The following is a 25,909-nucleotide window of genomic DNA, read 5'->3' on the forward strand; positions in this document are numbered from 1 at the left end:
GTGAAGATGTGAATGCCTCTACCTCGCGGTTTCGAGGCCGGCTGATCGTTGCTTGGCAGTCGGATTGTCGCCAATATGGCCGATTGATTCAGTCGAGAATCGGCATGCGGACAGCACTACACCGTGACACCCTCGAAACCCTGGATGCCCAGGGCTATGAAGACGCATATGGCAAGCCCGTTGATAACAATGGCAAGGAGCGAGAACGACCTCCGGCCCTTTGCGATATCTGCCGACAAGACGTGTTCTTGAGAGCTGAGCACAGCAAGCTGCGCACTCCCAATTTCGTTCACTTCGAGGACAGCGCTCCCTGTCCGGTCAAGGCCTTCAACGCTCAAGCCTACCGCGCACTCAATCCTGGACAGGGCAATGCCGCTGACGCCCAGAGGCTTCGAGAGGGCTTCTTTGCGACCTGGCGGTATCACTGGCGAGAACTCGACCGGATCATCGGTTACGCCTCGGTCTTCGATTTCGTCTCCGTCCTCAAATACGCTGATCGCCACGGGATTTGGCGTTACCGGGACATGGGTGTTCAGGATGTGCTGCCTGTCCTACTGACGCTGATGGACTTCCCTCCGCTCCCAAAGGACAAGCGCCATCTGCGTGACTATGGCTTGCGCTTCCTCTATGTGGGCACCGTTGCCAGTACCAATGACTACTGGAACCTGCCGGCCCACGAGCGGCGTCTTCTCAAAGTGGTTTACGAATTCCCGGGGCAGGCTCGTACATTCCAATCAGAGCGAATTTCAGCGAAGCATCCCGTGGCTTTTGAGCCGGACTACGAGGCAGCTCGCTTCGATTTGGACGTCGACAATCAACCCACAGCCCACCCCTATGTCGTTAACACCATGGCCAGGGAGTTCAAGGTGTAGGTTTCGGCTGACTAGAATGTCGCTTGAGCGCTGCCATACCCGAAAAGCGATATGTGCCAAAATCCAACGAGTAAGGTCGCCAAGCAAAATCACCGATGGTGGGGGGGGGAGACGGGAAGTCCACCCTCCCATAGGAATCACGAACCTTGGAGCAGCAGGAATGAATCTCACGCACCGAAGTGAAGCCGAAGTTTTCAAGGAACTGATAAATCTGACGGCTCGACCAGGCTACGCTCACGCTATAGCCGGGATTTGTCATCGCGACAACTTTGTGTCGTTCCAAGGCGAGCACAAGCCCTCTGACCTTGATCATATATTTGACCGTAAAAGACTCAACCGCAATGAAATAAGCACGGTGTTGGGTCTGATGATGCGTCAGCCTCTCGATCTGTCTGAGGTCGATGAAGCCACACTTAGAGGCTATGCCTTCCGCACTGATCAGCTACTGGGTGAGCTTCACAGTGCTCTGAACGGTCAGGTGATCGGCGAGCTGGCCCCACAAGCCCAGAAGGGCGAAGTCGTGGAGGACTTTTGGCAAGGGCCGATGATGAAGGAGCCCATTTTCTATGCCACCGAATCAGCCTACAGCTTCCAGTATCGAGATTTTTTTGCAGAGAAACACGCTCCGGATGATGCCTGGTTAGAGCGGGTCATGGGGTTCAGCAGCGCCCAAGCTTTACGAGTGGCGAACACGATGTGTTCGTTGATGAACGAGCGAGCTAACAACGGAGCGCGACTGACTGGTGAACCCCAGCTAGGCCAGATGCCGACAGGCTCGGTGCTGGAGCTTTTCGAGTTCAGGGCGCATGAAGTAGCCCATTGTTCGGGCCAGGAACTGGATGTCGTTGAGGCAGTTTTCAAAGCGCTGATGTTCAGTGGTGATAATGGCCTGTTCAGGGAGGTTGGGGACTTCAACCAGGTAGCAGCTACGCCTCTGCTGCCAACAGGTCGGGACTCAGTAATTCTGTTTTCTCATCACATGATTTACGAAGCCCTGTACGAGTCGCCTTTCTTCTGGATGAATCAGGATAAGGATTACAAGCAACAGGCCTCCGACAATCGTGGTGCATTTACTGAACGGTTTTCTCTGCGCCGCTTGGCATCGGTCTTCGGAAGGTCGAACGTCCACACCAACGTCAACTTGTTCGAGGGGAAGCGGATTGTCGCTGAAGCGGACGTGTTGGTCATCTTCGGTGATCGGATCATCATCGTTCAGGCGAAAGCCAAAAAACTGACCTTAGCGGCCCGCAAAGGTAGTGATGGACACATCAAGGCTGATTTTGCTGCCGCCATTCAGAAGGCCTATGACCAAGGGGCTGAATGCGCGACAGCTATTAGATCTGGGAGCTGCCGCCTCGAAGACGATCAAGGCCAAGCGGTCGTGCTTCCGAAGCAAGTCAAAGAGATCTATCCGTTCTGCGTCGTGTCCGATCACTACCCGGCTTTAGCATTCCAAGCCAGCCAATACCTCAAATACTCAGCCGATGAGGTCGTTCGTCCACCTTTGGTGATGGACGTATTCCTGCTGGATGTCCTTGCGGAGATGCTTGATACGCCCCTGCGTTTTCTAAGCTATGTCCGAATGCGCTCAGAGTCATCATCAAAGCTGATGGCAGGGCACGAGCTCACAACCCTGGCCTATCATCTGCGGTGCAATCTCTGGCTCGACGATCAGTTCAATATGGTGATGCTGGAGGACTCGATCGCAGCAGATTTAGATACCGCCATGGTTGTCCGGCGGGAAGGGCTACCGGGCCAGCGAGTCCCTGAAGGCATTCTCACTAGGATGAAAGGGACGTACTACGAGCGCTTGATTGAGCAAATTGAGCGCCGACCTAACCCAGCAATTCTTGAACTGGGTTTCACTCTGCTTTCTATGAGCGGAGAAACGTGTGATGCGGTTCATCAGGCCATTGAACGCTTGACCAACATGACGAAAATCGATGGCAAGCGCCATGATTTTACGATTGGTATGACTGAGCATGGGGCGGGGATTTGTTTTCACTGTAACCCCACTCCTAGCGAGGAAGCCGTTCGAACGCTAGAGGTGCACTGTGCCAAACGCAAGTACACACATCAGACGCCGGAATGGTACGGGGTTTCGGTGGGGGTTAATGGTGAAATTCAGTTTGGCATAACGCTGAATTTCCCGTGGGAGAAGTCTACCCAGCTGGATGATCTAACAAGGGAAATGAAACCATCTTCATCGGTTAGACAGGGCCTGAAGGCCATGGAGAGATTGTTTGCCCCCCAAAAGCACGGCCGTAACGATGCGTGCCCCTGCGGAAGTGGACTCAAGTACAAAAAGTGCTGCCTGTGAGAAAGTTGAATAGACTCGCTAGAACTCTATGAGGGTTGGATGACTGCCAGCTAATTAAATTTACACGTCATCTTTGCGCTGGGTTTGCTGCTCGGGTACAAGTGCGGCCCATCCTGAGCTAGCGTTTCGTAGCCCCAGAGATCCTCTGACGACCTCTGATCCAGCTCTAAGCATCACCACTGCACGACGGCGACTTCCCGATTTGGAAGCGCCGTCGATGCATCTACAGGCAATATTCTAATATTGCTTGCTTTTTGAGGCGTATCCCGCCAGAAATAATCCTAGCAGGAACATTCCACTGAAAGCTTCGAGCGCTGAATAAATTTGGAGGAAATTGGTTTTTTGTGTAATGTCACCGTATCCCAGTGTAACGAATGTGACGATGCTGAAATATAATGACTTCCAAATATCTCCGGCTGTTTGAGATTGAGGTAGGCAGTAATATATCGCAGCCGAAAGAATAATAGTCATTCCGGAGGCAAGCACGCTCCTGGATGGACGTTCTCCGAATCCCCAAGCCAAGAAACTGATAATGTAAGTTATTAGCTTTAGCCAGCACATCGCAAAAATTTTAGCTTTTTCGAGCGCACTTGCGTTGTAGAGTTTTGAGTGGTAGGTTGTCATTGGATGAAGTTGAGCACATAACATATTTTTTTGTTCTTTGTAAAAATAGTTCCCAGCTTCTACGCTATTGCCTTGGCTTGAATAAAGCGATTTTATCTTGCGGAAGAATTCAGCTTTTCTAGAATAGTTGTTATAAATCAATTCTCCGGTGTCGAAGCTGACATCTTCGAAAGTAGAGTATTCCAGAAGGCACTCGAAATCTATGCCATTTATTTCACTCATTAAGAGTTTGCTTCGTACCATTCTTAGGTGCGGATTTGACTCGCTGAAATGGAAATCTTGAAACATTCCGTCTGCCAACACTGTTTCTTTTCTGTAGCCATGGTTCCCAGGAAGCCATAGCTTCACGTGGTGAAAATTCCAAAATGCCGAGCTGCCCACAAAGCTGAGTCCGATCGCACTAGAGTACCAAACGTATGTATGTTCACCATTAAAGCAATTATTCAGTGTGAGTCTGTCAAGGCAGCAGAAGTCAAGGTGCCTTCCAGATATGTCGGCGCGTTGTATTTCAATATGGCCCAGCTGGATTAGTGGCAGCTTCCCCGCGAAGTAAGGAGTATTTCCGCTCCATGTTGAAATGGTGAAGTCACGCTTGGCTGAGAAGTATTTCTCTTCGCCGTAGTTTCTTCGTAGCCAGTAGAAGTATGGTTCGATTGTTCGCTCTGCTGGCTCTGTTTCTATATTTTCTATTTCATTTGAGTTTTCCTGTGGCTCATTGTAGTGAGGTACTACTTGCATTTTTTGAGACAGAGTCAGAGGGCTCTTAGAGTCTAGGCATCGAGCAAGACCATTATCAAATAGTATGTCCGAATTCAGCTCCTCTTCTAGCAGCCATTTTTCAAAGTAAGGAAGCGTTTCAGAAAAATATTGAAAGAAACGTGGGTAGTCATTTTGTTTGCGCCATTCGTTAAACTCAGACGGAGACAGTTGCCATAATTTCGCTGCGTTCATTAAGCTTTTCACTGCTAATGTTGGTTGTGGAAATAATAGCTTATTGCCATATCCTTCGGCTATGGCAATTGTTTGGCTTTTGATCGGAAGTCATTGACTTGGCCAGTTTCCGTTGGTTGAGCGGCCTGATTCATATCAGCTGATTATAATTTACGGATGGCGGTGTGAGCTTGGCAGCTAGAGAGGCATAGCGTCTGTGAAGATTTAATGCCGTGCCGTGCGTGGGCAGGGAGAGGCAATGGTTTGATCGGCTGCTGGGTTGCGAGGGAGATCAGATAGGGGCGTTTGGCGTAGTGTGAGTATGGGGCTTCGGAGTGGCGCTACGTCACGTAGAGGATGTCAGGGTGGGATTGCGGCTGTGGCTGGTGATTATTAAGGCAGATGGGAAGGGGCGTTGTGAGAGGCTCCGACTTTGAATTAGTACAGTGGCACCTAGTACCTATACTAAGCGCTGACCCAATGGGATTGGAGGGCTTGCTCCGAATAGTATGTTTTCTGAGGGCGTCCGCTGAAGTTGCGGAACGACTCGCTCATCAGGCGCCAAGTGGGGATGGAGACGATGGTTTTATCGAGTTCTGTACGTGTGAGCTCATCCCCTAAATGGACATACCAAACCCATACAAATCAGCAGTTTGAGATTTTTTGTCCATTGTCCATTTTTTCCCAGATCGATGGACAGCCCGCCACCCCGCAATGCCCACAGCCCTATGAGTCTCCCTCCTGGCAGAACCTCACACGATCCTTCAGGCAGCCACAACCTGTCTATCGGGTTCCCCATCACAGCGCAATGACGATAGTATTGTGCCATCGCACAAGGACACTTGGTTGCCCTGCCACCCTGGCCTAGAGGGAGGAGGGTGGTAGGAGCTCGGCATGGATCAGCCACGCCACAGGAACGCAGACAGACAACCATCCTATCCCGAGGCTACTACTTGGGAGTCTTCGTCGTGCCTGCGATTTGCCGCGCGTCCGCATAAATGCCGGAAAGCACAACAACGAAGAATCCATACGAACAACATTTCAACAACCAAGGTACTCATGCATGAGTGAGCAGGAACAGGGACAGGAAAACGGACAGGAACAGAAGCAGGAATACGTTTTCCATCCCGCTGATCTAGTCCAATACGCCATGGACAAACCCATTGGCGCAGCCCGCGCTGCGCTGGCAATAGGACTGGAAGGCGCTGATGTTGACCCCGACATAATCATTGCTGAACTGGTGGGGAACATGGAGTTTAATCAGCGTTTCTTGAAGAAGCTTACGAGCGCCTTGCGGAAGAACCCAGGCAAAATTGTCGATGATATGCCGAGGCATATTCGGGCTCTTCAGGTGGAGCGCGTCCTCGGATTATGATTGTTTCCCACGATAGTTCAGCAAGCAAAGCACCTTGTCGCAGAGGTGTAGCCAATGGCCTTTGGTGAAAACACCATCAAGCTCCCTCCGCCACCAGAGTTTGAGCTCACGGCACTCGATGTGGAAAAAGGTGAGCCAGTCCATCCTCTAGATCGTCTGCAGATTATGTCACCAGATGCTTGGGAGGTATTTACGCTGGAGTTTGTTTCTTACCTAGGAAATGATTACGAGTCGGTAACTCGCTGCGCTGGTGCGGGAGACAAAGGCCGTGACGTTATCGCCAAGTTCTCATCAGGGTGGGATAATTATCAGTGTAAACACTACAAGGATAAGCTGAGCATTGCTGACGTAGTTGCGGAGTTGGGTAAGCTGGTTTACTACACGTGGAGGGGCGATTACACCCTGCCGCGTGAGTATCGCTTCGTATCGCCGAAAGGCTGCAGTTCTCATTGCATTGACATGCTGGCCAAGAAGGCTCGCATCAAGGCTGAGATCATCAAGCGCTGGGATAAGGTGTGTAAAGATAAGATCACGAAAACGGAGTCTATTCCTCTCCAGGGTGCTCTGTTGGATTATCTCAATGGTCTCGACTTCTCTTTCGTCGATGAAATGTCCTCCCAAGAGTTGATCGATAAGCATGCACGGACACCTTATCACACGACCCGGTTCGGGAGTTACCACCTGAAGCGACCACCAGCTCTAAAGCCAGAGCCTGGCCTTGCTGATAATGAGAAGGTTTATGTTGATGCTCTCTTGAGTGCGTTCTCTGATGCCGATGGGGCGGAGTATTCATTTAGTAGTGTGATGGATACTGAATACAAGGATGACATGGAGAGAGCTAGAATTAACTTCTACAGTGCCGAGTCGTTAGAGATGTTTTCTCGTGATGCATTTCCTAAGGATTGCTATGAGAAACTCAAGAGTGAGTGCCATGAAGGTGTGCATAGTGTTGTGCGTAAAAAATTCGACGATGGATACCAACGGTTTCTCGAAGTGAGCACGCAGTCCGTTAATATTCCATATGACTCGCATCCCCTCCGTCACTTCTTGCAGACTGCAGATCGTAAAGGGCTGTGCCACCAATTGGTGAATGACCTTAAGTTCGAATGGATCAAGAAATAAATGATGAGCTCAAAGGACTTGTACAACAGCCCTGTGGAAATTGGGGCGCGCATCATTCTGCTGCTTGCAGGGCTGGCTAGGGAGGTTGATCTGGATGAGCTTATCTTCCTTGACTATGCGGCTATTTATAGTAGTGATTTTCAAGGGGAAGCGAGCTTGCACCCAGTTCTGTTGAACCGACTTGCCGAACTGGTTCGAAGGCGGGAGATATTCCCTGGCGCGATCAAACTATTTACCGCGAAAGGGTTGATGACTTCCCGGGTTGATGAGCATGGTGTTCGATATTTTATCACCACGGCAGGCAGTGAATTTGCCGCCAACTTAACTACTGAGTATCACTCAGGTTTCAGGCGGCATGTGTCATGGGTTGAAGAGAATATTGATTATCTCACGATTCAACGTCGCACCATTTATAAAATTGAAAGGGCGATCTGATGTTTATTGAAAGTATTATCGTGAGTGGCCCTGACCTGAGAGATGCGGCTGTTTTTTTTGAAAAGGGCGCGAACGTTGTTCAGGGTGGCTCCAATACCGGTAAGTCATACATTGTACAGTGCTTGAAATTTGCCCTTGGTTCAAATACACCACCGAAGTCCATCAAGGAGTCGGTGGGCTACACCACGCTCAAGGTGAAGTTTGTGCACGATGATGGGCGCTCCTTCACCATCGAGAGGCACCTTTCAGAAAGCTCCAAACCTACATTTTATGATGAAGATGGTAAGGTTTTGATCTTGGGGGTTAAGCACAATCCTAAGAGGATGAACTCGATTTCCAACCAGTTTTTGCACAGGCTGGGGTTGAATGGAAAGCTTTTGTTGAAAGGAACAGAGTCGCTAAATAATGCCTCATTCTCTCTTCGTTATTTTGAGAATGTCTTGTTGATGGATGAGACGCGAATCGTGGCTGAGTACTCTCCTTTAGGTACGGGCCAGAAGGATGAGCGGTTTCTGGAAAAATCCATTCTGAAGCTTCTGTTAACGGGTAATGACGATACCGGGGTTAAACAGGCTAAAAAGGAGTTGGAATCAAAGGGGGCATTGAGACATAAGGCTACTGCTGTAGAAGGAATTATCAAGCAGTTTTATCCAGGAAATGATGCCGCTGAAAGCCTTGAACTCCAGAAGCTCAGCTCGTTTGTCGACGAGGTCGCGCTTCGGCTGACGCTGGCTGAGCAGGAGCTGGAAGGCGCGTTCCATTCGAGTGAAAACCTGTTCACCCAGAAGGCCAACCATATCACCGCACTGAAGTTGGTCGAAGGCAAAATTGCTGAAGACAAGGCTCTGCTTAGCCGATTTGACATGCTTGGCCAGAAGTACGATTCAGATCGCCAGCGCCTTCAGGGCATTGAACAGGCGGCAGTTCTACTTGATGGTGCGGACGCGGTGCTTTGTCCAACCTGTGGGAATCATTTCGACTCCGAGTCGTGTACGACGGACGTAGATGACATCAAGAAAGGTGTCTCCTTCGAGTTGGATCGAATTTCGAAGAATATCCACGAGCTCGCGGAAGCCCAGGGATCTCTGACGGCAGCGATTGAGCGGAACACTTTAAGCGCTGAGAGCACCAAGACGTCCATCGCGGCAGTGGAGAAGGTTATCACCTCGGAGCTCCAGGGGTTGGTTCAGGCAGTGAGTGACCTGAAGGAGCTCGCTGCGTGCCTTAAGCACGATCACTCGGTGCTGGATAGACTCGTGAAGGATAAGGCCAAGCTGAGGGAAGAGTTAAACCGACTGGGTGTTCTGCTGCTTGAGGAGCAAAACACTTATACCCCTGAAAGCTTTGAGGACTCTGCCAAGCCTCTGGTGAAAGAGATTCAGGATATCTTGCAGCGCTGGAGTTTCCCGAATCACTCCCCAGTGGAATTCGATTTCGGTGCGCGTGACATCACCATTGGTGGAAGTAAGAGAGGCAATTTCGGCAAAGGGTATCGGGCGATTGCTTCCTCTGCATTTGCTCTGGGGCTGATGAATCTGCTGAAGCTTTCTGGGCGCCACCCTGGGTTTGTAGTGCTTGATTCGCCACTGACCACATACAAGGAAGGGGATCCAGAGCCTGAGGAAGATGATGAGGAAGTAGCAGCGGACGTGATTTATGCGTTCTATCAGGATATCGCTGATAACTTCAAAGATTCTCAAGTCATTATATTTGAGAACAAGGAGCCTGATATGGCGCTCATCCCTCATATGAATTATCAGCATTTCACGAAAAGCAAAAAGATCGGGAGATATGGCTTCTTCCCACTAAGAGGCTGATTCGATCGTGTGAGTTGTCGGTCACCCGCCTATGGCGTGGTGATCGGCTTTCTCATCCTTTGGCCTGCAGCAGCGTAGTCTCAGGTCGGTTCGAACGGTATCGGTTGATGCCCATGTGCGCCAGGTCGCACGTCATCGCTTTACGTCATTCATAACCGTCAAACAGGACACCCATCGGGGCCCAGTAAGATCAAGCTGTAAACTCAAAAAATGCACTGGAAACCTCCATGCTTCACAGGTCATTTTTTTGGTTTACATCCCTCCCATCATGACTTATGCCTGTGCCTGACTAGCAGTCCAGACAAGCGTCTGATCGCGCCCGCGCTAGTGTGTGGCAAGCCCTGAGTCATGGGGCCGTGTACAACGAGTACCGCTCAAACAGCGAGCGATAGAATCCGATCAGCAACTCCTCGGCATTGGGCTCCAGGAGCTCGGAAGCCCCAAACCGGTAAACCTCATATCCCACCAGCCTCAGAGCCCTGTCAGCGGCCATCATCTCGGCGTAGAGGCGGGGGCTGGAGCGTCCGTCAGGGGCGGAATAATGGTGTTTGCCATCAACCTCTATGACAACGCGCACACCACCCGGAAGCAATAGAAGGAAGTCCATGCGCGACCTCAGCAAGGCCTCCTTGCCGCGTCGTGAGACCGTCAGGGGATCCCAGTGAAACCAGACTTCAGGCAGCAAGACCGGAAGCTCCGGAACCGCTGTCGTGAAGGCTTTGAAGAAGCTGGTGAAGGCAAGCGCTTGAGGGGGCGATGATTGTGGCAGGCAGGCTTTCAGGCGTTGATATAGGCGATTCTTGGCCTGGTCTTGATCGATGCCATAGGTCTGGGCATACCAAGCCTGGAGTTCGCGCCATAGGAGCCCGGAACTCCCGATAGGGCGGTCATAAATCAGGACGTCCTCGATGCCGGTGACGACTTCGATATCATTGTCCAGCGCATTGCCCAGGCGCAGGTCGGGCTTCGTCGTGGAAGCGAAGATGAGGTTCTTGGGGGATGACTGCTTTCCCGACCCCACGTAGGCCAAGCAGGCGGTCAGGAACGCATCCTCTCCCATACCTACGACAAGATGGACTCCACATGCTTTGAGGGTATCGTTGACAATCCCGATAAATTTTCGCTGAGCGGGTTCGCTCGGTAGCACCCGTGACGAAGCCAGCGCTTCGACGAATCGGCCAACCCGGGCGTGGGATGATTGAAATGCACCGAGTTTGTCGAAGAGCGTTACCGCGTCCCAATCGGGATTCTCGATGTAGTGACGGACAATCTCCTGGCGGAGTGTTGGGGTTGGTCGGAGCAAGTCCACGAACGAGATTGTGTCGATTCGCCAGAACTCGCTGAGTACCTGTTCGAACGCAGCCCTGTCCAAATACAGGTCGAGAGTGTTGAGCTTTTCTGCCAGCTCTCGACGGTAGCGACCAGGGATCACAGGTGCTGTGCCATCATCCCACACAAGCTCTTGAAGCTGGTCTCGCTCATGAACGTCAAAGCCCAATAGCTCTAGAGCGCTCTGTGCGGCGGCCACCATTTGAGCATCATCAGCGGCCTCTACTGCTTTCTCAAGGTGCCGCTTCTTGGAGTTGTACTCCGTGCAATCATCCAGGCCCAGCCTGAAGAGCAATTCAGGGATTCGTGAATCCGTGTAGTGGTCTTTTTGATTGCCGAGGATCTGGCTGAAGGTGTCTCTCAGGCTGATGAGGTTTTGCTGAGTACGAGGCATGCGCAAATCGTTCGTGCTGGTGTCGGTGCTCGGATGCTACCACCGCTACATGGGACATTTGAGCCGATTTTCAGTAGCTCAATCCGGTTCAGTAGCTCGTCGCGAAGGTCTCTAAGGCGGTGCCCTTTCGGCTGTCAGAAATGCACATGAGGCGCCTATTCCCAAGCCTGGGAGACGTCAGGTATGGTAATGGCCAGGTCTGACAGCAACCTCGTGTCCGCCTTAGCCAATGCATGTTGATACACCCAAATTGCCTAGCTATCCGCCTGGCACCTTGGGGGTGATCGCGGACAGCACCCCTCTGCCGGGCTTAGGACAATAGCCATGAGCAAAGAAACTCAACCCGCAACAACCCTGCAGGACATCAAGAAAAACGCAAGACATCTCTCCAAGGAACGGGGGGTGAAGTACATGGAATGCCTCAACCTGGCGGCACAGGCAGCTGGGTATCAAAACTGGAATCACGCCTTCAACGCTTCGCAGCTCAAAGAGCGTTCGGAAGCTGTGGTGGACGTGAAGTGCTCCTTCAAGTGGTACGCGGAGCGTAGTCGCTATTTCTGGGAGCGCGTTGGTCACCTCCAGATTCGAGTTACGCCGTTGCTCGGGATCTCTGAGGAGGTGCTTCAGCGCTTTGTGTTTGAGATTCCTGAATTCTGGATTGGCTCGGAAGCCGCTGGTGATCTGAACGAGCATTTCCGAATCGATTCGGCATATTTTCACCGCGTCACCAGTGCTGGCTACTTCCGCGAAAGTCAGAATACAAAACGTGGCGTCATGAGCTTCCACCTTGTGGACAACCAGTGGCACGCGACAATTTTTGACTACGGCACGAAGCTGACCCAGGAAGAGATGGAGGGCGAAATCCGAAATGCCCTTAGTGCTCATATCCAAAAAATCGTCAGAGACCATCACGACAATGCACTGGACGATTTCCGGGTATTGCCCGAAGACCTCCATGAAGAAATGGTAAGCGTCTGTGGCCCTGCGGCGCGGGATTACGCGGCGAGCTTCTCGCTCTAATCAGGGCGGTTTACCGACTGCTTGATAGAGGGGCCCCGATCACTCGGGGCTCTTTTTTCGTGAGCGTATTGCTAACACACCTTGCGCGAAGACTCGGGTTTTTTGGGCTTCGCTCAATGCACGGTGAACGCCTAAGCGAGCTGTGCGCGCCTGAGTCAACATCGCATCTGAGTCAAAAATCAGGCCTCTCCAGCTTGTTGGGGCACAAGGCCACTAGCAGCGACCGGTGATCACCGTTATCCTGAGTTCCATAATTTTCGCGCTACGGGACGGACGAGTTCGCCTCGCGCTAGCAGGGGTGGATTATGGAACTAAGGCTAGTATTCGCCGCTGCAATCTTCCTGGGCTCATACCTCCCACTCAGTATTATCCTGTTGGTTCAGGACTTGAAAACCGACCTCTTCAATAGGCCTTTCTGCTCAACGCTGTGGCGGATGTCGTCGGAGTGCGAGCTCCCATTCAACAATTCTGGCCTTTCGATTGGGTTTGCACTCTGCTGCCTGGTTTGCTTTCTGACCACCATCATTGTGATCTGGTGTAAGCAAGAGACTCAGAACATTACTGTCATTGAGTCAAAGCAAATTCCAACCGATCTGATCAACTACGTAGTTCCCTATATTGTCTCATTCATGAGTCTTGAGTACTCACAGTTGACCAAGGTTTTGGGCTTCGCGCTATTCATGATCTGGATCTTTTGGCTGTCCTATAAAACCGGTCAAGTCGTCCTTAATCCAATTTTGATTATTCTTGGCTGGAAACTGTACGAGATAAAATACAAGTATCAGAACAGCCCAACTGAGCGCGTAGATAAAGCCTTGGCTAAAACTGAGTTCAAGCCCGCCGTCAATGCGATCATCGACGTCGAATTCATTCAAGAAGTCATAGTGAAAAGGGACTAGCCATGGCAGTGCTGCAGGATCTACACGATTTTGATCTCGACCAAGCAACAGTCAATTTCTGGATATTCCGGCGATATACAAGAGGCACGCCACCGGAGCCAAGGTACACAGGTAAATGGGTAAGCCTAGATAATGAGCTCAAAGTGGCACTGAAGTCGACGGCAGCGGCCTTCAGGGCGGCGCTGACGGAAACGCTTGAGTACGGGTTGCTCGCTGAAAACAATCCAGCGAGCGCGCTCACAATTCCGCAGGACGAAACCCATGCAGCCAAGTTTATCGCTGAGTCGCATGACCAGACTCCAGCCAAGCGAATCTCCGAAATGGAAGAGCTGGCCAATGCCGAATTCTATGTGGTGAAACTCTCCAACGCTCAGGGAAATTTGTACTGCGTACGTAAGACTGACTCCACATGGAAGACCAAGAAACGCGCAGGTGCCATTCACACCTTTTTCAAATCCAAAACGCTGAAACTTGATGAGGCGCCCAGCTTTCACATCGCAAAAGATTTCGACATGGCGGTGCTAAACGACACTATATTCATCAAGCACAAACCCAGCTTCGAATCGATTTTGAGCCACAAGGCAGCCCACCAGGAAGATTTCACTCAGCTCCTGGCTCAGGCTGATTTTCAAGCGCTGTTCACCAATACTGACGTGGTGAGCGCCTATGTCGGGACAAATGCCATGCAGCTTCGCAGGGCGTCGGCTATCAAGATGAAAGGCCATTATCTCGACGCAAGATTCATGGGTAACCTGCGCCGCGAGTACGCTAATTTTGGCCTAAACATCCCCTTCCAAGCTGACGGAAAAATCGCGCCGACCCCAGAAAGCTGCCCTGATATTTTCAAGGCACTGCTGGATCACCGACTGAAGTCTCACTTTTCTGAGAGAATCTATGACGTTCAGAACACTGCTGATACAGGTATGTGAAGGTTGGTAAGGGAAACCATCAAGGCCACAGATGTTCGATAAGCTTCGAGAGTTGTCGCTGCATCAATCGTGCGGTTCCTTAAACAAAATTCTAGCGGTTTCACTGGTATGGGTAGGGATGATTGGTGGCCAGAGATGCACGATGATCGCGATCAGATCTATCCACGGAAAGAAATACTAAACGCCAGGCTTTAGCCTGGCGTTTTGGTTTAAATGTTTAGTGAATTCCACGCTGAGCGTTCACCCTAGGATTGCTCATGGAGGCACGTGAGGGCTACAGGCACCCGGTAGGCGCTTTCAGTTTGGCTTCCCTACAGCATCAGCAAATTTGATAACAACCGCTGAATCATCAACTACCCGTTAAGCCTTCTATAAATGTATCGGCATGATCGCTGCGGGCTCACGCCCATCAGTGTCTGCTCTGCCTAAATAGGTCGAAAGCTGCTCAAGGTGGTGGCAGCTTTCTATTTACATTCCTCAGCAGCCAATGTCTGGCGCGTCTTTGTCGGAAGCTGCAATGTTTCCACTGTTAGCTTCGTTTTTTGACTTGTCCCATTCGCGCTTCAGAAGCGCTTGCATGTTGCGCTCGAATTCCTCAAGTCTTGTATTCAGGGTCTCTTTGCTTTCGGTTCTTGTTTGAGTTGCTATGTCTGAAAGCGTGCGCAGTAGTGCTGCATCAAGCTTGTGCTTAGGGTCGGCATTAAGTCGGAGTCGAATTAAGATTCGTGTTCGTTCAAATTCATTTAGGTCTTCACCTTTTGGGCATGTTGTAGAAGTTAAGTATTTGGCCAGTGAAACATATGTCGCTGTAAGTTCTCGCATGTCCTTTCGCCACTGGGCTCGCTCATTTGTTACAACTTTCGTGCGGACATCAAGCTGAGTGTCTTTTGATTTGCCAAAGGTGCTAATAAGATTATTTACAAAACCCAAGATGGATCCGATGAAGGCGCCTATAAATCCAAAAATCGCATTTTCCATCCGCTACTTCCTGCTTCAGAGTACGTAATATAAAGGTGTTGCGCAGACTTTGAGCTTTTCATCTGTAGCGATAAAATTTCCACGTGGTAGCCCTTCGCACAAGCACAAGCACAAGCACAAGCACAAGCACAAGCACAAGCACAAGCACAAGCACAAGCACAAGCACAAGCACAAGGATAAGTCGTCCCGCTTGGCTGAGTGCCGTCAGCTTGAGCAGCAACTAGCAAGCCAGCTCGCAGAGCTGGAAACGCTGACGGGCAGCTCCGATTTGAGTTCTGAATTGAGGCCCATTGGTTAAGTTCAAACATCGGCGAGCGCTGATTTGACGCCTTTTAGGACTGACAGCAAGGTGTGAAGATGTCTTCGGTCACTTTCGACTCCAGTGAGAAACCCTTCAAAGTGATAGCGTTTGATTACGAAAAAATCATTGATAGCTTTAAGGAAGTCCAATATTTCTTTGTCTGTTTGAATTTTTGACGTTTCATTGGCTACTGCGTTTAGAATGCTGTTTTGTGTGTCCTGGCTCAATTTTCCATAGAGTTTCGCTAGCTTATGGGTTTTGCATCCGTCTTTAATCTGGAGGCGGCTGTGAAGAATTTTTATTTCGTTGGTTTGGGTGGTTGGGTTGAGGTGGTCTTCTTTTGCAAGGACTACCTCGCCATCTGGCGTTATTTCAACATGGGCTGGCTCGAATATTCTTTCAATTAGCTGGGACTTGAAGTAGAGCTCCAGTGCTAATGCCCCATTAGTGAAGATTACATTGAGCTTTGGATCGTCGTACGGGCTCAAGTTATTTGCCAGGCTAATCGCTACATCTCCATAGGCTGATGCACTTTCGATAATTTCTTTGTGGTCAATCAAGATTGTGGATTCAACGCCCGGATTTGCTGGCTTTCTGTCTTTGGATCTGGCCATAGAAACGTCCTTGAAAAGGCTGCGCAGGGATAGCCATATTAAATGATATCAATATGATGCTGTCGAGCGAGTAGAGCTATTTCTACGTGTATTAACCGACGTGAAATAGTCGGTTTTTTGAGCCAGAGCGCGCGCCCAGCCGTTCGCTATCATGCTGCATCGGCAGTCTTGCGGCAGTTGCATCCAGTAGGAGCATCCACCCATCGACTCAAGGCCAAAGGGGCGGATGCGAGGCTGCCCATGTGTCGCTGACGAACCGGCTCATCTCATGTCTCAAGCTAGGCACGTGCATTCGCCTTATCATTTGACTCGGTACTGCAGTGACAGACGCGTGCGTACCTATTCGGGTGAAAAAGAAATTCAAATAGGTACCGCCACCCCGAATTTTGACGGGTAGCCTTGGCACACGTTATCCAATAGGACTCACCGAGTGCACGCACCCACTGAAGCCGTACTTAAATGCGAAACCCTCCTGCACACCATGATGGAGGATCTGCAGGCCAGGCGTATCTGGCCGAATGTCTGCAGCATCATCGCCGGCATGCTTAAACGCCGCATCGAGCTCGCCGACGTTTACGATGAGGTTCATGCAGCACTGGCCTCCACCCCCAGGGCTTTTTACCTATTTTGGGATGCTTTCGTCCATGCTGCAGATGGGTGGAATCCGGAGAAAAACCGCGCTGCCAGGCAGGCACGTGATGAACTGGTTGAGATCAACAGCCGAATCAGCGATCTCGCTGATCAGATGGCAGCATTGCTCGATCGGCGTGAATACCTTCATAACCATTCGGGGTTCAGCTCGGATACCCAGTACCACATCATGGACATTGTGCACGAAGCTTCAGAGCACAATTACCACTACGAGAGCTACGTGAAGGAGGAGGTGGAACGTCTCCAATACCAATATGACCCAAAGTATTGGCCAACATTGAGTGAGGTTGTTCAGGCCATTGGTACCGATGCCGAGAGGGCGGAGGTTACTGCCTACGATGAGACCACGGCGGTTGCTACCGAAAGCCGCAAGTCTGGACGCTCGGATTTCGTAAGGGCACTCCTGGCTCGCATTGACGACAACCGGGTGAGCGCGTGTGGCTTCATACCCAACAGTTTTGTGCTTTCTGACAGTGGCTTGGCGTCGCTCGTCAACTGTGGATTGGACTTGAGCGTGGATGAGCTTGTCGACGCTGATTTTATTAAACGATTCCGGCAGCGGCAGCGGCAAGCAAAGAGAGCCTAATTACACTTGGGTTATGCTGAATTTTTAGAGAGAATCGGGTTAACCCAACTGTTTTGTTGCTAAGGAATACCATGTCTAAGCTTGCAGAATTCAGAAAACTTGAGCGCGACCTCGCCGAACAGCTTGCTGCCCTGGAGGCCATGAAGTCCGATAAAGGCCTTGAGCAAGAGATGGAGTTTGAAAACAAGCTGCGCTCGCTGCTTGGCGAGTACAACAAAAGCTTGAAAGACGTGGTAGCCATTCTCCATCCGCAGTCCGTATACACCTCAGTTAAAAGCAATGAGAAGCGCACTCGCAAAGCTCGCGCTGTGAAGGTCTATAAAAACCCCCATACGGGTGAGTTCATCGAGACCAAAGGCGGGAATCACAGAGGGCTGAAGGCCTGGAAAGAGCAGTATGGTGCGGAAACTGTCGATTCCTGGTTGAGCTGAGTCGCTGGCTGATGGAGATCCAGGTTGAAGCGTGAATACTTGATCTCCATGCGCCATGACCAGAAGGGGGAGGGCTGGCCTCCCCTTTGAATTTGCCTTGCACGAGAAGCTGTATCAACGTCGATCAGCATCCGACCTCAAATACACTGGCACCCGTTATCGATCATTGATCGCATTGCATGCCGGTCGACCACCTATCAGCATCGACTCATCTCAAGAGCCTGAATGCCAGTACTGACTCACTGTCGATTTCGAGAGCCCAAGCAGCCGCCGGATCTCGGCCTGAGTCTTTCCCTCAGCCTTTAATCGCAACACAGCGTCTTTGTTCTCCATGTTCGCCGGCTTGCCCTGTGATCGAGCAACGAGCTCGCCGTCCTGCATCTGCTCCTGCAGCAGCGCCAGGCCGCCCGAGGCTTTGAAGCGATCCAGTTCGTTCTGGGCTACGTCGATGGCGTCATCGGGTGTCTGCCCACGCTCTAGAGCTACACACAGAGCCATGAAGGCCAAGACATCGAAGTCCAGCGCCTTTGCCAGGGAGGATAGCTTTTCGACTGTGAGCTTGGATTTTCCGCGCTCGATGCAGCTTACCGAGGTGCGGAAGGTCGCCTCATTGAGCTCTTCGTAGCCCAGTCCGCGCTGCTGACGAACCGCCCTGAGCGCTGCACCTATCTCGTTTTTCAGCGTCATGATCGTCCGAAAAGTCAAGATAGAGCCATACGCTGACGGTTCCGATAAATAGCGTGGGTTGTGCTTATAAGAACTGCTCGGATATGATGGGTTCTTTGACGGCATGCTCCGGCGAAGACCTTCGGACACACGTGTTCCATCCTGGCGTCTCCGTTCGAGAGGAGGAGGACTGTCAATTTACGCTTAAATCGAATTAAGAGGCGGCAAAATGCGGGTGTACATACTCTCTGACCTGCACCTGGAATTCACCGATTTTCAGCCCCCGGTGTTCGCCCCAGGGAGTCTTGATTTGGTGGTGCTCGCCGGTGACATTCACAAGCTGGACAAAGGTGTGCGGTGGGCCAATGAGACATTCAAATGCGATGTCCTGTACGTCCTTGGCAATCACGAGTTTTACACTGGCCATTTTGATCGGACGATTGAGAAAGCACGTTCAGCCGCTCAGAGCCACGTCCATGTGCTCGAAAATGAGTCGTTCGTAGAAGGCGGAATTCGGTTCTTGGGAACAACCGCCTGGACAGATTTCGGCGCGACTGGCGACTTAAGCGCTGCGATGGCGATGGCGCGGTCGATGATGAACGACTACCAAATGATAAGGGCAGATCAGAACTATCGCCGGTTGCGCCCTGTCGACGTCGCTATTAGGAATCAACGAGCCAAGATATGGCTCGATGCTGAGCTACAAAAGCCATTCTCTGGCAAGACTGTTGTTATCACGCATCATGCGCCGATCCTCGAAGTGAGTGACAGCGAGCATGAGGGCCATCTGAACGCGGCTTACTGCAATTCATGGTACGACGTGGTCGACCGAGCTGACGGGTGGATTTTTGGTCATACCCATCATTCGATCGACACTGTGCTCTCGGGCTGCAGATTGATAAGCAATCAGAGAGGTTACCCAGGAGAGAGGTGCGGTTTCGATCCTGGGAAAGTAGTTGAATTTTGAAGATTACGGAGTGCGCTTTGTCTTACTGCTCTATGAATACAACCATGGCATCTGATCTGCCTCCGGAGGTCGAGGCTGCGAATTCGGTGGACTGGGGGGTCATGATCGACGCGTTTCTGATGCACGCTGCACAAGTAGGCTCCCGGTTCACAGGCTCCGTTTACTGCGATCGCTCAGGGGCATCGTTGAACGGGATGACAGTGATAACACCAGGGGTGGTTCGCCTGTCGCAGAAGCATGGCATGACGCTTCTTCGCAGCATTTCAGGTGCCGACCATTACGTGGTCGTCACTCCGTTCTCGGTTATGGCAACGGAAGCCCTGGACGCCTGAATGAGGGGGGCGGCTGGACTCGATTCGACGAATATGGTGTCTATTTGATATCAATGTCTCCTTGGGCTTTTCGTCTGCTCGGTCTAAGAACATCCAGACCAGAACGAGCCTAGGCTGAAAGAGCTCAAGCTCGACAATCCCAAATCACGTCAAATCGGAGCTCCAGGATGGGGGAAGTAAAAGCGAGGTTGGCTGGGCCAGCGCTGCATATGCCAGGTGTTCAGCTCGACGTTGAGGATGCAATTGCGCAGGTGAAGGAGCGTTATCCAGGCCGTAGTCACTGCGTTGTCAGTGATTGGGTTTGGCTCGATCTCGGTGCACCTGAGGAGGTGCTGCAAGGCATTCGGGAGCAGGGGAAGCAGCCAGTGATGATCCTTGCATTCAACGTGCTTTATGACAGCCTTGATCAAGATATCAGCGAGTCCTGGGTGCGCACCCAGCCCATGGTTGAATTCAGTGACTCGAAGTTTTTTGTTACGGCGCACACCGTCTACGTGCTGATTGGGGACGGGCAGCGTCGGCAGATGAAGCTGTCCACGGTGCTAATGGTGTTTTGAAAGATTCTCACCAAAGAGCTCGCTCCGTGTGCATCCATGCAACGCTCAGATGGCCTAGAGGAGGCATGAGGCTCAATCATGAATGATGCAAGGATTGTTGCCCCATGCACGTGCTCACGAATTGGGGGTTGGAGCGCTCAGCATCGGTGCTTTTTGGGTCGATACGAGGAAATTCTTTCGGTCGCGGAGAAAGTGTTTGGGGATCGCCACAAAGCACAACATTGGCTCAGAAAGCCGGTGTTCGGACTGGGGCACCAGGCACCCTGCGCAGTGCTGTCAACATCCTTAGGGTACTCAGATGCCCACGCTGTGCTCATGCGAATTGATCACGGCATAAGTTGTTAACCCGCGTAGCTCTATCGGGTGTGGCCCTTTGGGCTGCGTAGATTCGAGTCGAGTGAGTCCGGCAGTTACCCGGCAATGCCGAGGTATACAGCAATCGCTTTTGCGATGCCACTGGCCGCTGCTTCGATGCCTACCCCTGCAACGCCTGATGCGGCCTTACCGGCGAGCTGCCCAATCCAGCTGCCGGCAGTTTTCCTTTTTTCTTCCTCGCTGCCTGTAGCGAGTGCCCGCTCGATGTCCTCTTGAAGGCCTTGTGTATCTGCAGCAGTCAGCCCTAATTCGGAGAGTCGCGTCTGTAGCGTCTGCCAGTTGCCAGTCTCGATGACAGCGGCTGACGACTGACTGAAATTGGAGCTCGCGTTCGCAACATTGCCCACGTTACCCGTGATGTTTGTATTGAAGATCTGGGTCATTTTCTCAACGCTCAGTGGTGGCTGGCTACCGACTGGAAGCTCTCCAGCGTTCGGCGCCTCTCGCTCAAGGTCAATTACAAAGCCGAGCACTCGGGTTTTGACCGAGTCCATCAGCCGCACAATGGCTCCAATGGGAATCTCCTTCCACGCTTGGACACACTGCATGTCAGGGGTGAGCTGAGATGCGTACTTGAGGGCGAGTGCCAAGGGCCATGGTTCTTGGACACTGCCTGACGTACCGTCCGAAAGCAGCGCTGTGTAGGCACTGATGCTGCTGCCCATGTAGGCATGGCGGTACTGTTCTCGGAACTCCTCCGGCAGAATAGCAACAGAGATTTGTAGCTTGTTCGCTTGGTGGAAAGGCCCGGCGAATGACCCGTACGAATCGACCCGGACTATGCGGTAATCAGGTAGGTCACCAATGCTCGGGTAGCCGTTCAACTCATGGTCGACCCAATCCGCGAATGCTTGATGGGAGATGCGAGCCGCCAGTAGCTTGCACATCCGGAGCAGGGTGGGGACGTCATGATCCTTGGCTATTGAGGCGGCTTGAATGTCATGAATAAGGGACATCGGACGGTCTCGGGTTAAGGTTGCGTTAGATCTTCCGCAGGGCGGTCTTCAGACCGGTATTCGCGCCTGGCACTCGATGGAACAATCTCATTTATCCCACATTTCAGGAAGGGCCTCGGCGTATTCAGCTTCTGATTGCTGTTTCACCTTATGGTTGACGTAGTCGACCAGAAAGAACAAGGGGAACGGCAGGTGAGGCTCTGGGACATTCAGCGCCAAGCGTACCCACTGGGCAACGCCATATAGGTGCGCAATCATCGTGATCGCTACTTGCCCTTCAGGTTGCCTGGTTCTGTTGAGATAGAACACGTGATGATTGGCGGGGGCAGCATTGAGTAATTGTTTGATCCGATTATTCTCGACGAGCCCCCCAGTCACGAGAGGATTGCCCGTCAGTATGCTTGTTTTGATGTGCCGGAATCCGGGGTCGGTCACGTAATCTCGGCCTAGGTAATGGGCCAGCAGATTTATGCCGATCTTCGCAATTACCCGCTCCATTACTCCGATGGTCGCCGTCATCCCCACAGACACGATGGGGCCCTCGGTATCCCTTGTTACTTGGGACTCGTATGAAAATTGCTCGACTGCGCTGGCAAAGAAATCCAGGGCGTCCTCGACTGTCGTGCTTGAGGTCTTGAGCACGATCCCTCCATTCAGTTTCTGGAGGATCGTCGCGGCTGGGGTCACGTCCCCGGCGTCGGTTTCGTCGTAACGCTCCAGCCATAGGCCTGCGCGAGGAGGCTTGGCCTGGAAGCTTGATTCCGCATGGATGAAGGTATTGTCTGAGCGAAGCATGGTGATGGCTTCATATCTGAGTTCATGCTCCGGGCCCCGCTTGCGAATGCAGGTAATTTGATGATCTTGGAACAGGGTTGATAGGGTCGTGACAAAGCTGCGCAGCTCATCCGGGCCTGCGGCGGTAGAAGAAAAAGACTTCTCCCCGGTTATCTTCAACTGGGGGAGGACTATCGGCTTGGCGTGGGGCCCGAAGTCAACTTCATCTGGGTATCCCGACGCGTTGACCATCAGTTTGCGCCGAGCCTGGATGCCCGGCGCAGTGGTGTGCTTCCCACGGTCGCGGCCATGCGGTTGAAGAAAGGCGCGACTGATGGCAAGCGGCGAGCTCCGCAGCGCCGCCAGCTCCAACTTTCCAAAGACATCCGTGTTGCACCGCTTGCACACCATATCCACCAGCATGAAGCGTTTATCATCTCCGCCCAGCCCCGCACTGATGACATGCTCCTTAGAGAAAGGGCCTGGCTCTTCGCAATAGATGCACAATGATGATGAGGCTGTCGACTGGGTGGTCAAGGGGAGCTCCTGGTTGCCGCCAAAGGAAGGACGCTCTATGCACAGGGCTCAGAGCTAGTGCCATTGCTATTCAGTCGCGGTGTGCCCGCCAGTACTCGACCACCTGGTTGAACGCGTCCATGTAGAACGCCTCTTCGTTATGGACTTCCGCGCCGCATCGGCGGGCCATAGTGAAGAAGCCGGCACCTGGCATCCAGTCATCCTGGTGCACGACGAGTGCGGTTAAAAAGCCTCGACCCTCGGTGTACTCCTCGGTCGATATCTCATCGAACAGATCGCAGAGCCGATGATCGTCGTGTGAGATGGCTAGTGGAAGCTGGGCGACGAGCTCGCCATAAGTCACGAGCTCTCGGTTCTTAAGGCGTGCTCGTCTAACCAGCAGGTTTCGCGCAGCGGTTTTGGCTTGAGCCCAGTCGGAGTCTGCAAAGCCATGGGTATGACCAATCATGGATGCTTGCTCGGGTCGAGATCCAGGTACACGTCCTTTGCGTCCATTACCATGACCTGCGGGTTGAGGTCGCGCAGATGTTGGAGCCTGGCATGCTCTTCAAGCGTATGGACTACGGTTGCGTACACTGCTTTGTTAGTGATCTCCCGCGCAGTGCGTAGGTAAAACATCGCATGGGGTAGATCACGTCGAACGTTGTCTTGAGTCGTGATCGTCCGAGCAAACCCGGCCTCTTCCATCAGCGCGTGGATCTGGTTGTAGTGGTGCTCATGGCTGAGCTGTACCCGAACAAGGAACTCTTTCGAGTCCGGGCTTGGGAGGAGGGTGTGCGGGTTGCCATTACCCCTTTCAAGGGCGGCAAGCAGCCGTTGCGTGATGGTCTTTTGAACGATGTTATCAACCGACATCAGAAACATTCCTTGGAGGTGACGTGCGGCTACTCACGAGCCGGGTTGGGGCACACAAAACACCTGCTGGAATGTACCAACTTCCTTGGCGTTGTCTATCTCAGGGGCGCCGGGAACTGGGCTAGCCGTCGTTGTCCATTCCGAGGCCAGCAGGTCGATCAAGGGAAGCTGTTATGGCGCTTCCTTCACCCCGGCGAGTTTAGCGAGGTACCACGTTGGCAGTGGATGGCGGTGCAGCCTAGCCGAAATGGCCATCAGCACTTCCCAGGGTGCGTTGTGCCAATGGAAATCTTCAGGTGTAGCGGCGTGACTCGGCACTTTCAGCGAAGCTTCGACTTCCTCTGCCGGCGTCTGCCGGAAGCCGGTCAGGCTGCGTGACACACCAATGGCATTCCATAGACCCCGGAACTCGTCAGCGTCTGCAGTGCTTGCTGCGGGAGCCACCGCTCCGTGGTCACCCGCTCTGCTGTGTCAACCCCGAGCCTCATCGTGATGCGTTAGCCTCCCGCAGGGCTTCCTCCAAAGCCTCTAGCGCGTCTGCCAAGCGCTGATCCTCCCGAGGGTCGCCGCTGTCAGGCCTGAACGCTTCACAGTGCCGTAGAAGGGCTTCTAGATCGTTTTGGTTGAGATTGAGTTCCACGTGCATGATTGATCGTCCTTGGACTGGGAAAATGGCTGGGCTGTGGTTGAAAGCAGCATGGTGCGGTGACGAAGTGGTTGTGGGGTTTTGATTTGAACAGTGATGTCGAGAGGCGGATATGGGAAATGGCCTGGCAGGTCTACGGGGATTCTCTGGGCGAGATTCTGAGCCTGGCGTTGGCGGGCTACAAGGGCAGCTCTGGGTTGGACGATTTGACTCCCCTATATCCCAACACTGCTGGGCATCAGGTGCTGCCGATTTTGCGGCAAGCGCTGTTGGTGCGCTGGCCTGAGGTTGACTTTGGACAGTCGGAACTGTGCGTCGAACTGTGTCCTCGACTTCTATTACACTTGAATCATTACCTCTTGCGCCGTCTCGTCTTTGAGCATTCAGCGCCCCTGGTGCTGTGTGATGCGCTCTTCGGCGCGGATGTGGGCTGGTGAGTGGGGCAGTAAGTGAATCCGGCACGACCTACACCGGTCTCCATGGAGGTACCATGACAGAAGACCGCATAGACCTAGCTCTCGGTGATGATGAGTTCGCAGCGATGATGAAAGAGTTCGAATCATCAGGTGAATGGATGCGTGAGCAGCTGGCATTGAAGCGTGCAGCTTCGAGCTCCGACGCTTTGACGCAGTCCAGCGTGAATGCGGCAGGGCAGAGGGCAGCTCAGAATTGAAACGCCATCGATGACTACGGCAGTCATGTTCAAGCAGATGCGGCGCAGAAAAACGCACCGGAGGCCCCGGAACCCTCTTCCTCACCACGGAATTTAACCGTTATCTGCTCAACTACATGTTCGCCAGCTACGACCCGGACAACCTCACTGAAGGCACTGTCTCCAGGCACCTAGTGGGCCATGGTGATGCAGGCAGTGAGAGCTACACGCTCGTCAAGGCGCTCCAGGTCATCCTTACCTTGGATCAGCTGGCGTTCTACACGTGATGCAGGAAGCCTGGATCTTCAGTGCCAGTGCCGCTGAACCGTAGTTTTTGGAATTCCCAATTCTTTAGCGACATCGACTTGCCTCAGACCCTGACTCTTCAGTGCTTGGACTTGAGCGCGAGTCGCCGCAGCTCGAACGCTGGTCGGATGTTGCGTATCCATCGCCTGTGCAGAGGCAGACGGAATCTGATCAGCCAGCCCAAGGATTTCGAGTTCGCTGATTGCCCTAAGCAACACGTCCTTGGGGGTGGCATCCGAGTCAGCGGCCACGGCAACAGCCAATAAGGCAGAGGATGAGAGGCCGAGCGCCTGGGCCAGCTCTCCCGCTGCTTTGACTGTCGGACTGGTTTTGCCACTTTCCAGCTGACTGACGTGCGACCCAGTCACCGGGCCCGCCAGATCCTTTTGGGTCAGACCCTTAGTGGCACGAATCAGACGCAGCGCTGTGGCGAAGCCATCTTGAATCGACATTGCAGCATCTCAAAATGAGACGGTATGCCGTGTTTGCTTGAGTCCAAACAAATCTATATATTTAATCGTATGGGCTTTTTGCCATTATTGGTGCAGGAGAGCTCACCCCTCCGCGGAAGGTTCTGCATGGGTTGCCAGTGAAGCCTGGCGTCGGCGAGGCCTCATGAACGCCCCCTGCGGACGACCAGGTCGAGAAACATTGTGGCT

28 protein-coding genes and 1 pseudogene are annotated in these 25,909 nt (G+C 52.4%); 18 read left to right on the forward strand and 11 right to left on the reverse strand.

Translation table 11 applies throughout. The features are described from left to right. The first annotated feature begins 8 nt into the window (after positions 1-8). Both T3A99_RS23570 and T3A99_RS23575 read left to right on the forward strand, forming a co-directional pair. Complete coding sequence (locus T3A99_RS23570) at positions 9-872, forward strand: hypothetical protein (RefSeq protein WP_305379013.1); 864 nt, start codon at positions 9-11, stop codon at positions 870-872. Positions 873-1,032: 160 nt separating this feature from the next. After that, positions 1,033-3,192 carry an SEC-C domain-containing protein gene (locus T3A99_RS23575; protein WP_322834842.1) on the forward strand — a complete coding sequence of 720 codons (2,160 nt, stop codon included), beginning with the start codon at positions 1,033-1,035 and terminating at the stop codon, positions 3,190-3,192. 237 nt (positions 3,193-3,429) lie between these two features. On the opposite strand, the gene T3A99_RS23580 is transcribed toward T3A99_RS23575, so the two are convergent. After that, positions 3,430-4,767 (reverse strand): potassium channel family protein, encoded by a 1,338-nt coding sequence (locus T3A99_RS23580; RefSeq protein WP_322834843.1) that lies wholly within the window; start codon positions 4,765-4,767, stop codon positions 3,430-3,432. Positions 4,768-5,809: 1,042 nt separating this feature from the next. Here T3A99_RS23580 and T3A99_RS23585 point away from each other — a divergent pair. The 4 genes from T3A99_RS23585 to T3A99_RS23600 are packed head-to-tail and all read left to right on the forward strand — an operon-like array spanning position 5,810 to position 9,495. Beyond that, positions 5,810-6,121, forward strand: coding sequence for a hypothetical protein (locus T3A99_RS23585; RefSeq protein ID WP_016980530.1), 312 nt, complete (start codon positions 5,810-5,812; stop codon positions 6,119-6,121). 54 nt (positions 6,122-6,175) lie between these two features. Next, on the forward strand, positions 6,176-7,243 hold the full coding sequence (locus T3A99_RS23590; RefSeq protein WP_305379010.1) for an ABC-three component system protein: 1,068 nt from the start codon (positions 6,176-6,178) through the stop codon (positions 7,241-7,243). Between the two features lie 3 nt (positions 7,244-7,246). Beyond that, positions 7,247-7,678: an ABC-three component system middle component 2 gene (locus tag T3A99_RS23595; RefSeq protein WP_235593804.1), complete on the forward strand. Its 432-nt coding sequence runs from the start codon at positions 7,247-7,249 to the stop codon at positions 7,676-7,678. Further along, positions 7,678-9,495, forward strand: a complete 1,818-nt coding sequence (locus tag T3A99_RS23600) for a hypothetical protein (RefSeq protein WP_322834844.1) — start codon at positions 7,678-7,680, stop codon at positions 9,493-9,495. The genes T3A99_RS23595 and T3A99_RS23600 overlap by 1 nt, the downstream gene beginning before the upstream one ends. A 346-nt stretch (positions 9,496-9,841) precedes the next feature. Here T3A99_RS23600 and T3A99_RS23605 read toward each other — a convergent pair whose 3' ends face one another. After that, a complete protein-coding gene (locus T3A99_RS23605) occupies positions 9,842-11,218 on the reverse strand; it encodes a hypothetical protein (protein ID WP_322834845.1) in 1,377 nt (458 codons plus the stop codon). A 324-nt stretch (positions 11,219-11,542) separates the two neighbouring features. Between T3A99_RS23605 and T3A99_RS23610 the strand changes: the two genes are divergently transcribed. The 3 genes from T3A99_RS23610 to T3A99_RS23620 all read left to right on the forward strand — a co-directional run bounded on the left by T3A99_RS23610 (position 11,543) and on the right by T3A99_RS23620 (position 14,066). Further along, positions 11,543-12,238 carry a hypothetical protein gene (locus T3A99_RS23610; RefSeq protein ID WP_305379007.1) on the forward strand — a complete coding sequence of 232 codons (696 nt, stop codon included), beginning with the start codon at positions 11,543-11,545 and terminating at the stop codon, positions 12,236-12,238. A 386-nt stretch (positions 12,239-12,624) separates the two neighbouring features. Continuing rightward, a complete protein-coding gene (locus T3A99_RS23615) occupies positions 12,625-13,137 on the forward strand; it encodes a hypothetical protein (protein ID WP_305379006.1) in 513 nt (170 codons plus the stop codon). Between the two features lie 2 nt (positions 13,138-13,139). Beyond that, on the forward strand, positions 13,140-14,066 hold the full coding sequence (locus T3A99_RS23620; RefSeq protein ID WP_305379005.1) for a Kiwa anti-phage protein KwaB-like domain-containing protein: 927 nt from the start codon (positions 13,140-13,142) through the stop codon (positions 14,064-14,066). Between the two features lie 477 nt (positions 14,067-14,543). Here T3A99_RS23620 and T3A99_RS23625 read toward each other — a convergent pair whose 3' ends face one another. Then, a complete protein-coding gene (locus T3A99_RS23625; protein WP_305379002.1) occupies positions 14,544-15,044 on the reverse strand; it encodes a hypothetical protein in 501 nt (166 codons plus the stop codon). A gap of 190 nt (positions 15,045-15,234) precedes the next feature. On the opposite strand from T3A99_RS23625, the pseudogene T3A99_RS23630 reads away from it, so the two are divergent. Continuing rightward, positions 15,235-15,327, forward strand: a pseudogene (locus T3A99_RS23630) (transcriptional regulator); the annotation flags it as partial. 17 nt (positions 15,328-15,344) lie between these two features. On the opposite strand, the gene T3A99_RS23635 reads toward T3A99_RS23630, so the two are convergent. Next, positions 15,345-15,959: a hypothetical protein gene (locus T3A99_RS23635; protein ID WP_305379001.1), complete on the reverse strand. Its 615-nt coding sequence runs from the start codon at positions 15,957-15,959 to the stop codon at positions 15,345-15,347. A gap of 430 nt (positions 15,960-16,389) precedes the next feature. On the opposite strand from T3A99_RS23635, the gene T3A99_RS23640 reads away from it, so the two are divergent. Then, the gene (locus tag T3A99_RS23640) at positions 16,390-17,196 is read left to right on the forward strand and encodes a hypothetical protein (protein ID WP_305379000.1); all 807 of its coding nucleotides are present in this window, start codon (positions 16,390-16,392) and stop codon (positions 17,194-17,196) included. Positions 17,197-17,267: 71 nt separating this feature from the next. Beyond that, positions 17,268-17,627: a histone-like nucleoid-structuring protein, MvaT/MvaU family gene (locus T3A99_RS23645; protein WP_322834846.1), complete on the forward strand. Its 360-nt coding sequence runs from the start codon at positions 17,268-17,270 to the stop codon at positions 17,625-17,627. Positions 17,628-17,840: 213 nt separating this feature from the next. On the opposite strand, the gene T3A99_RS23650 is transcribed toward T3A99_RS23645, so the two are convergent. Beyond that, positions 17,841-18,314 (reverse strand): helix-turn-helix domain-containing protein, encoded by a 474-nt coding sequence (locus tag T3A99_RS23650; protein WP_305378998.1) that lies wholly within the window; start codon positions 18,312-18,314, stop codon positions 17,841-17,843. Between the two features lie 208 nt (positions 18,315-18,522). Between T3A99_RS23650 and T3A99_RS23655 the strand changes: the two genes are divergently transcribed. The 4 genes from T3A99_RS23655 (at position 18,523) to T3A99_RS23670 (ending at position 20,494) form a co-directional block, all read left to right on the forward strand. Continuing rightward, complete coding sequence (locus T3A99_RS23655; protein ID WP_305378997.1) at positions 18,523-19,260, forward strand: metallophosphoesterase; 738 nt, start codon at positions 18,523-18,525, stop codon at positions 19,258-19,260. Between the two features lie 44 nt (positions 19,261-19,304). Continuing rightward, the gene (locus tag T3A99_RS23660; protein ID WP_305378996.1) at positions 19,305-19,592 is read left to right on the forward strand and encodes a hypothetical protein; all 288 of its coding nucleotides are present in this window, start codon (positions 19,305-19,307) and stop codon (positions 19,590-19,592) included. A 167-nt stretch (positions 19,593-19,759) separates the two neighbouring features. Next, the gene (locus T3A99_RS23665) at positions 19,760-20,149 is read left to right on the forward strand and encodes a DUF6957 family protein (RefSeq protein ID WP_305378995.1); all 390 of its coding nucleotides are present in this window, start codon (positions 19,760-19,762) and stop codon (positions 20,147-20,149) included. A gap of 78 nt (positions 20,150-20,227) precedes the next feature. Further along, positions 20,228-20,494, forward strand: coding sequence for an MbcA/ParS/Xre antitoxin family protein (locus T3A99_RS23670; protein WP_305378994.1), 267 nt, complete (start codon positions 20,228-20,230; stop codon positions 20,492-20,494). Positions 20,495-20,559: 65 nt separating this feature from the next. Here the strand turns inward: T3A99_RS23670 and T3A99_RS23675 are convergent, their stop codons facing one another. The 5 genes from T3A99_RS23675 to T3A99_RS23695 form a co-directional block, all read right to left on the reverse strand. After that, positions 20,560-21,480, reverse strand: a complete 921-nt coding sequence (locus T3A99_RS23675) for a hypothetical protein (protein WP_305378993.1) — start codon at positions 21,478-21,480, stop codon at positions 20,560-20,562. Positions 21,481-21,567: 87 nt separating this feature from the next. Then, positions 21,568-22,791 (reverse strand): hypothetical protein, encoded by a 1,224-nt coding sequence (locus T3A99_RS23680; protein ID WP_322834847.1) that lies wholly within the window; start codon positions 22,789-22,791, stop codon positions 21,568-21,570. A gap of 70 nt (positions 22,792-22,861) precedes the next feature. After that, the gene (locus T3A99_RS23685) at positions 22,862-23,239 is read right to left on the reverse strand and encodes a hypothetical protein (RefSeq protein WP_305378991.1); all 378 of its coding nucleotides are present in this window, start codon (positions 23,237-23,239) and stop codon (positions 22,862-22,864) included. Then, positions 23,236-23,646 (reverse strand): hypothetical protein, encoded by a 411-nt coding sequence (locus tag T3A99_RS23690; protein WP_305378990.1) that lies wholly within the window; start codon positions 23,644-23,646, stop codon positions 23,236-23,238. The genes T3A99_RS23685 and T3A99_RS23690 overlap by 4 nt, the downstream gene beginning before the upstream one ends. A 171-nt stretch (positions 23,647-23,817) precedes the next feature. Next, on the reverse strand, positions 23,818-24,027 hold the full coding sequence (locus T3A99_RS23695) for a hypothetical protein (protein WP_322834848.1): 210 nt from the start codon (positions 24,025-24,027) through the stop codon (positions 23,818-23,820). A 384-nt stretch (positions 24,028-24,411) separates the two neighbouring features. Here T3A99_RS23695 and T3A99_RS23700 point away from each other — a divergent pair, with 384 nt between their 5' ends. Then, the gene (locus tag T3A99_RS23700; RefSeq protein WP_322834849.1) at positions 24,412-24,729 is read left to right on the forward strand and encodes a hypothetical protein; all 318 of its coding nucleotides are present in this window, start codon (positions 24,412-24,414) and stop codon (positions 24,727-24,729) included. 53 nt (positions 24,730-24,782) lie between these two features. Beyond that, on the forward strand, positions 24,783-24,965 hold the full coding sequence (locus T3A99_RS23705) for a hypothetical protein (RefSeq protein WP_322834850.1): 183 nt from the start codon (positions 24,783-24,785) through the stop codon (positions 24,963-24,965). 284 nt (positions 24,966-25,249) lie between these two features. Here T3A99_RS23705 and T3A99_RS23710 read toward each other — a convergent pair whose 3' ends face one another. Further along, complete coding sequence (locus tag T3A99_RS23710; protein WP_305378987.1) at positions 25,250-25,702, reverse strand: helix-turn-helix transcriptional regulator; 453 nt, start codon at positions 25,700-25,702, stop codon at positions 25,250-25,252. Positions 25,703-25,909: the final 207 nt, after the last annotated feature.

The organism is Pseudomonas sp. N-137 (genome assembly GCF_034555295.1).
Lineage (GTDB): Bacteria > Pseudomonadota > Gammaproteobacteria > Pseudomonadales > Pseudomonadaceae > Aquipseudomonas > Aquipseudomonas rhizophila.

Excerpts from the sequence above, each read along its gene's own strand:
- T3A99_RS23620 (WP_305379005.1), top strand. The coding sequence starts at position 13,140 with ATGGCAGTGCTGCAGGATCTACACGATTTTGATCTCGACCAAGCAACA.
- T3A99_RS23590 (WP_305379010.1), top strand. The coding sequence starts at position 6,176 with ATGGCCTTTGGTGAAAACACCATCAAGCTCCCTCCGCCACCAGAGTTT.
- T3A99_RS23635 (WP_305379001.1), bottom strand. The coding sequence starts at position 15,959 with ATGGCCAGATCCAAAGACAGAAAGCCAGCAAATCCGGGCGTTGAATCC.
- T3A99_RS23580 (WP_322834843.1), bottom strand. The coding sequence starts at position 4,767 with ATGAACGCAGCGAAATTATGGCAACTGTCTCCGTCTGAGTTTAACGAA.
- T3A99_RS23675 (WP_305378993.1), bottom strand. The coding sequence starts at position 21,480 with ATGTCCCTTATTCATGACATTCAAGCCGCCTCAATAGCCAAGGATCAT.
- T3A99_RS23705 (WP_322834850.1), top strand. The coding sequence starts at position 24,783 with ATGACAGAAGACCGCATAGACCTAGCTCTCGGTGATGATGAGTTCGCA.
- T3A99_RS23595 (WP_235593804.1), top strand. The coding sequence starts at position 7,247 with ATGAGCTCAAAGGACTTGTACAACAGCCCTGTGGAAATTGGGGCGCGC.
- T3A99_RS23645 (WP_322834846.1), top strand. The coding sequence starts at position 17,268 with ATGTCTAAGCTTGCAGAATTCAGAAAACTTGAGCGCGACCTCGCCGAA.
- T3A99_RS23685 (WP_305378991.1), bottom strand. The coding sequence starts at position 23,239 with ATGATTGGTCATACCCATGGCTTTGCAGACTCCGACTGGGCTCAAGCC.
- T3A99_RS23605 (WP_322834845.1), bottom strand. The coding sequence starts at position 11,218 with ATGCCTCGTACTCAGCAAAACCTCATCAGCCTGAGAGACACCTTCAGC.
- T3A99_RS23650 (WP_305378998.1), bottom strand. The coding sequence starts at position 18,314 with ATGACGCTGAAAAACGAGATAGGTGCAGCGCTCAGGGCGGTTCGTCAG.
- T3A99_RS23690 (WP_305378990.1), bottom strand. The coding sequence starts at position 23,646 with ATGTCGGTTGATAACATCGTTCAAAAGACCATCACGCAACGGCTGCTT.
- T3A99_RS23610 (WP_305379007.1), top strand. The coding sequence starts at position 11,543 with ATGAGCAAAGAAACTCAACCCGCAACAACCCTGCAGGACATCAAGAAA.
- T3A99_RS23575 (WP_322834842.1), top strand. The coding sequence starts at position 1,033 with ATGAATCTCACGCACCGAAGTGAAGCCGAAGTTTTCAAGGAACTGATA.
- T3A99_RS23600 (WP_322834844.1), top strand. The coding sequence starts at position 7,678 with ATGTTTATTGAAAGTATTATCGTGAGTGGCCCTGACCTGAGAGATGCG.
- T3A99_RS23670 (WP_305378994.1), top strand. The coding sequence starts at position 20,228 with ATGAATGATGCAAGGATTGTTGCCCCATGCACGTGCTCACGAATTGGG.
- T3A99_RS23625 (WP_305379002.1), bottom strand. The coding sequence starts at position 15,044 with ATGGAAAATGCGATTTTTGGATTTATAGGCGCCTTCATCGGATCCATC.
- T3A99_RS23655 (WP_305378997.1), top strand. The coding sequence starts at position 18,523 with ATGCGGGTGTACATACTCTCTGACCTGCACCTGGAATTCACCGATTTT.
- T3A99_RS23665 (WP_305378995.1), top strand. The coding sequence starts at position 19,760 with ATGGGGGAAGTAAAAGCGAGGTTGGCTGGGCCAGCGCTGCATATGCCA.
- T3A99_RS23660 (WP_305378996.1), top strand. The coding sequence starts at position 19,305 with ATGGCATCTGATCTGCCTCCGGAGGTCGAGGCTGCGAATTCGGTGGAC.
- T3A99_RS23700 (WP_322834849.1), top strand. The coding sequence starts at position 24,412 with ATGGCCTGGCAGGTCTACGGGGATTCTCTGGGCGAGATTCTGAGCCTG.
- T3A99_RS23585 (WP_016980530.1), top strand. The coding sequence starts at position 5,810 with ATGAGTGAGCAGGAACAGGGACAGGAAAACGGACAGGAACAGAAGCAG.
- T3A99_RS23710 (WP_305378987.1), bottom strand. The coding sequence starts at position 25,702 with ATGTCGATTCAAGATGGCTTCGCCACAGCGCTGCGTCTGATTCGTGCC.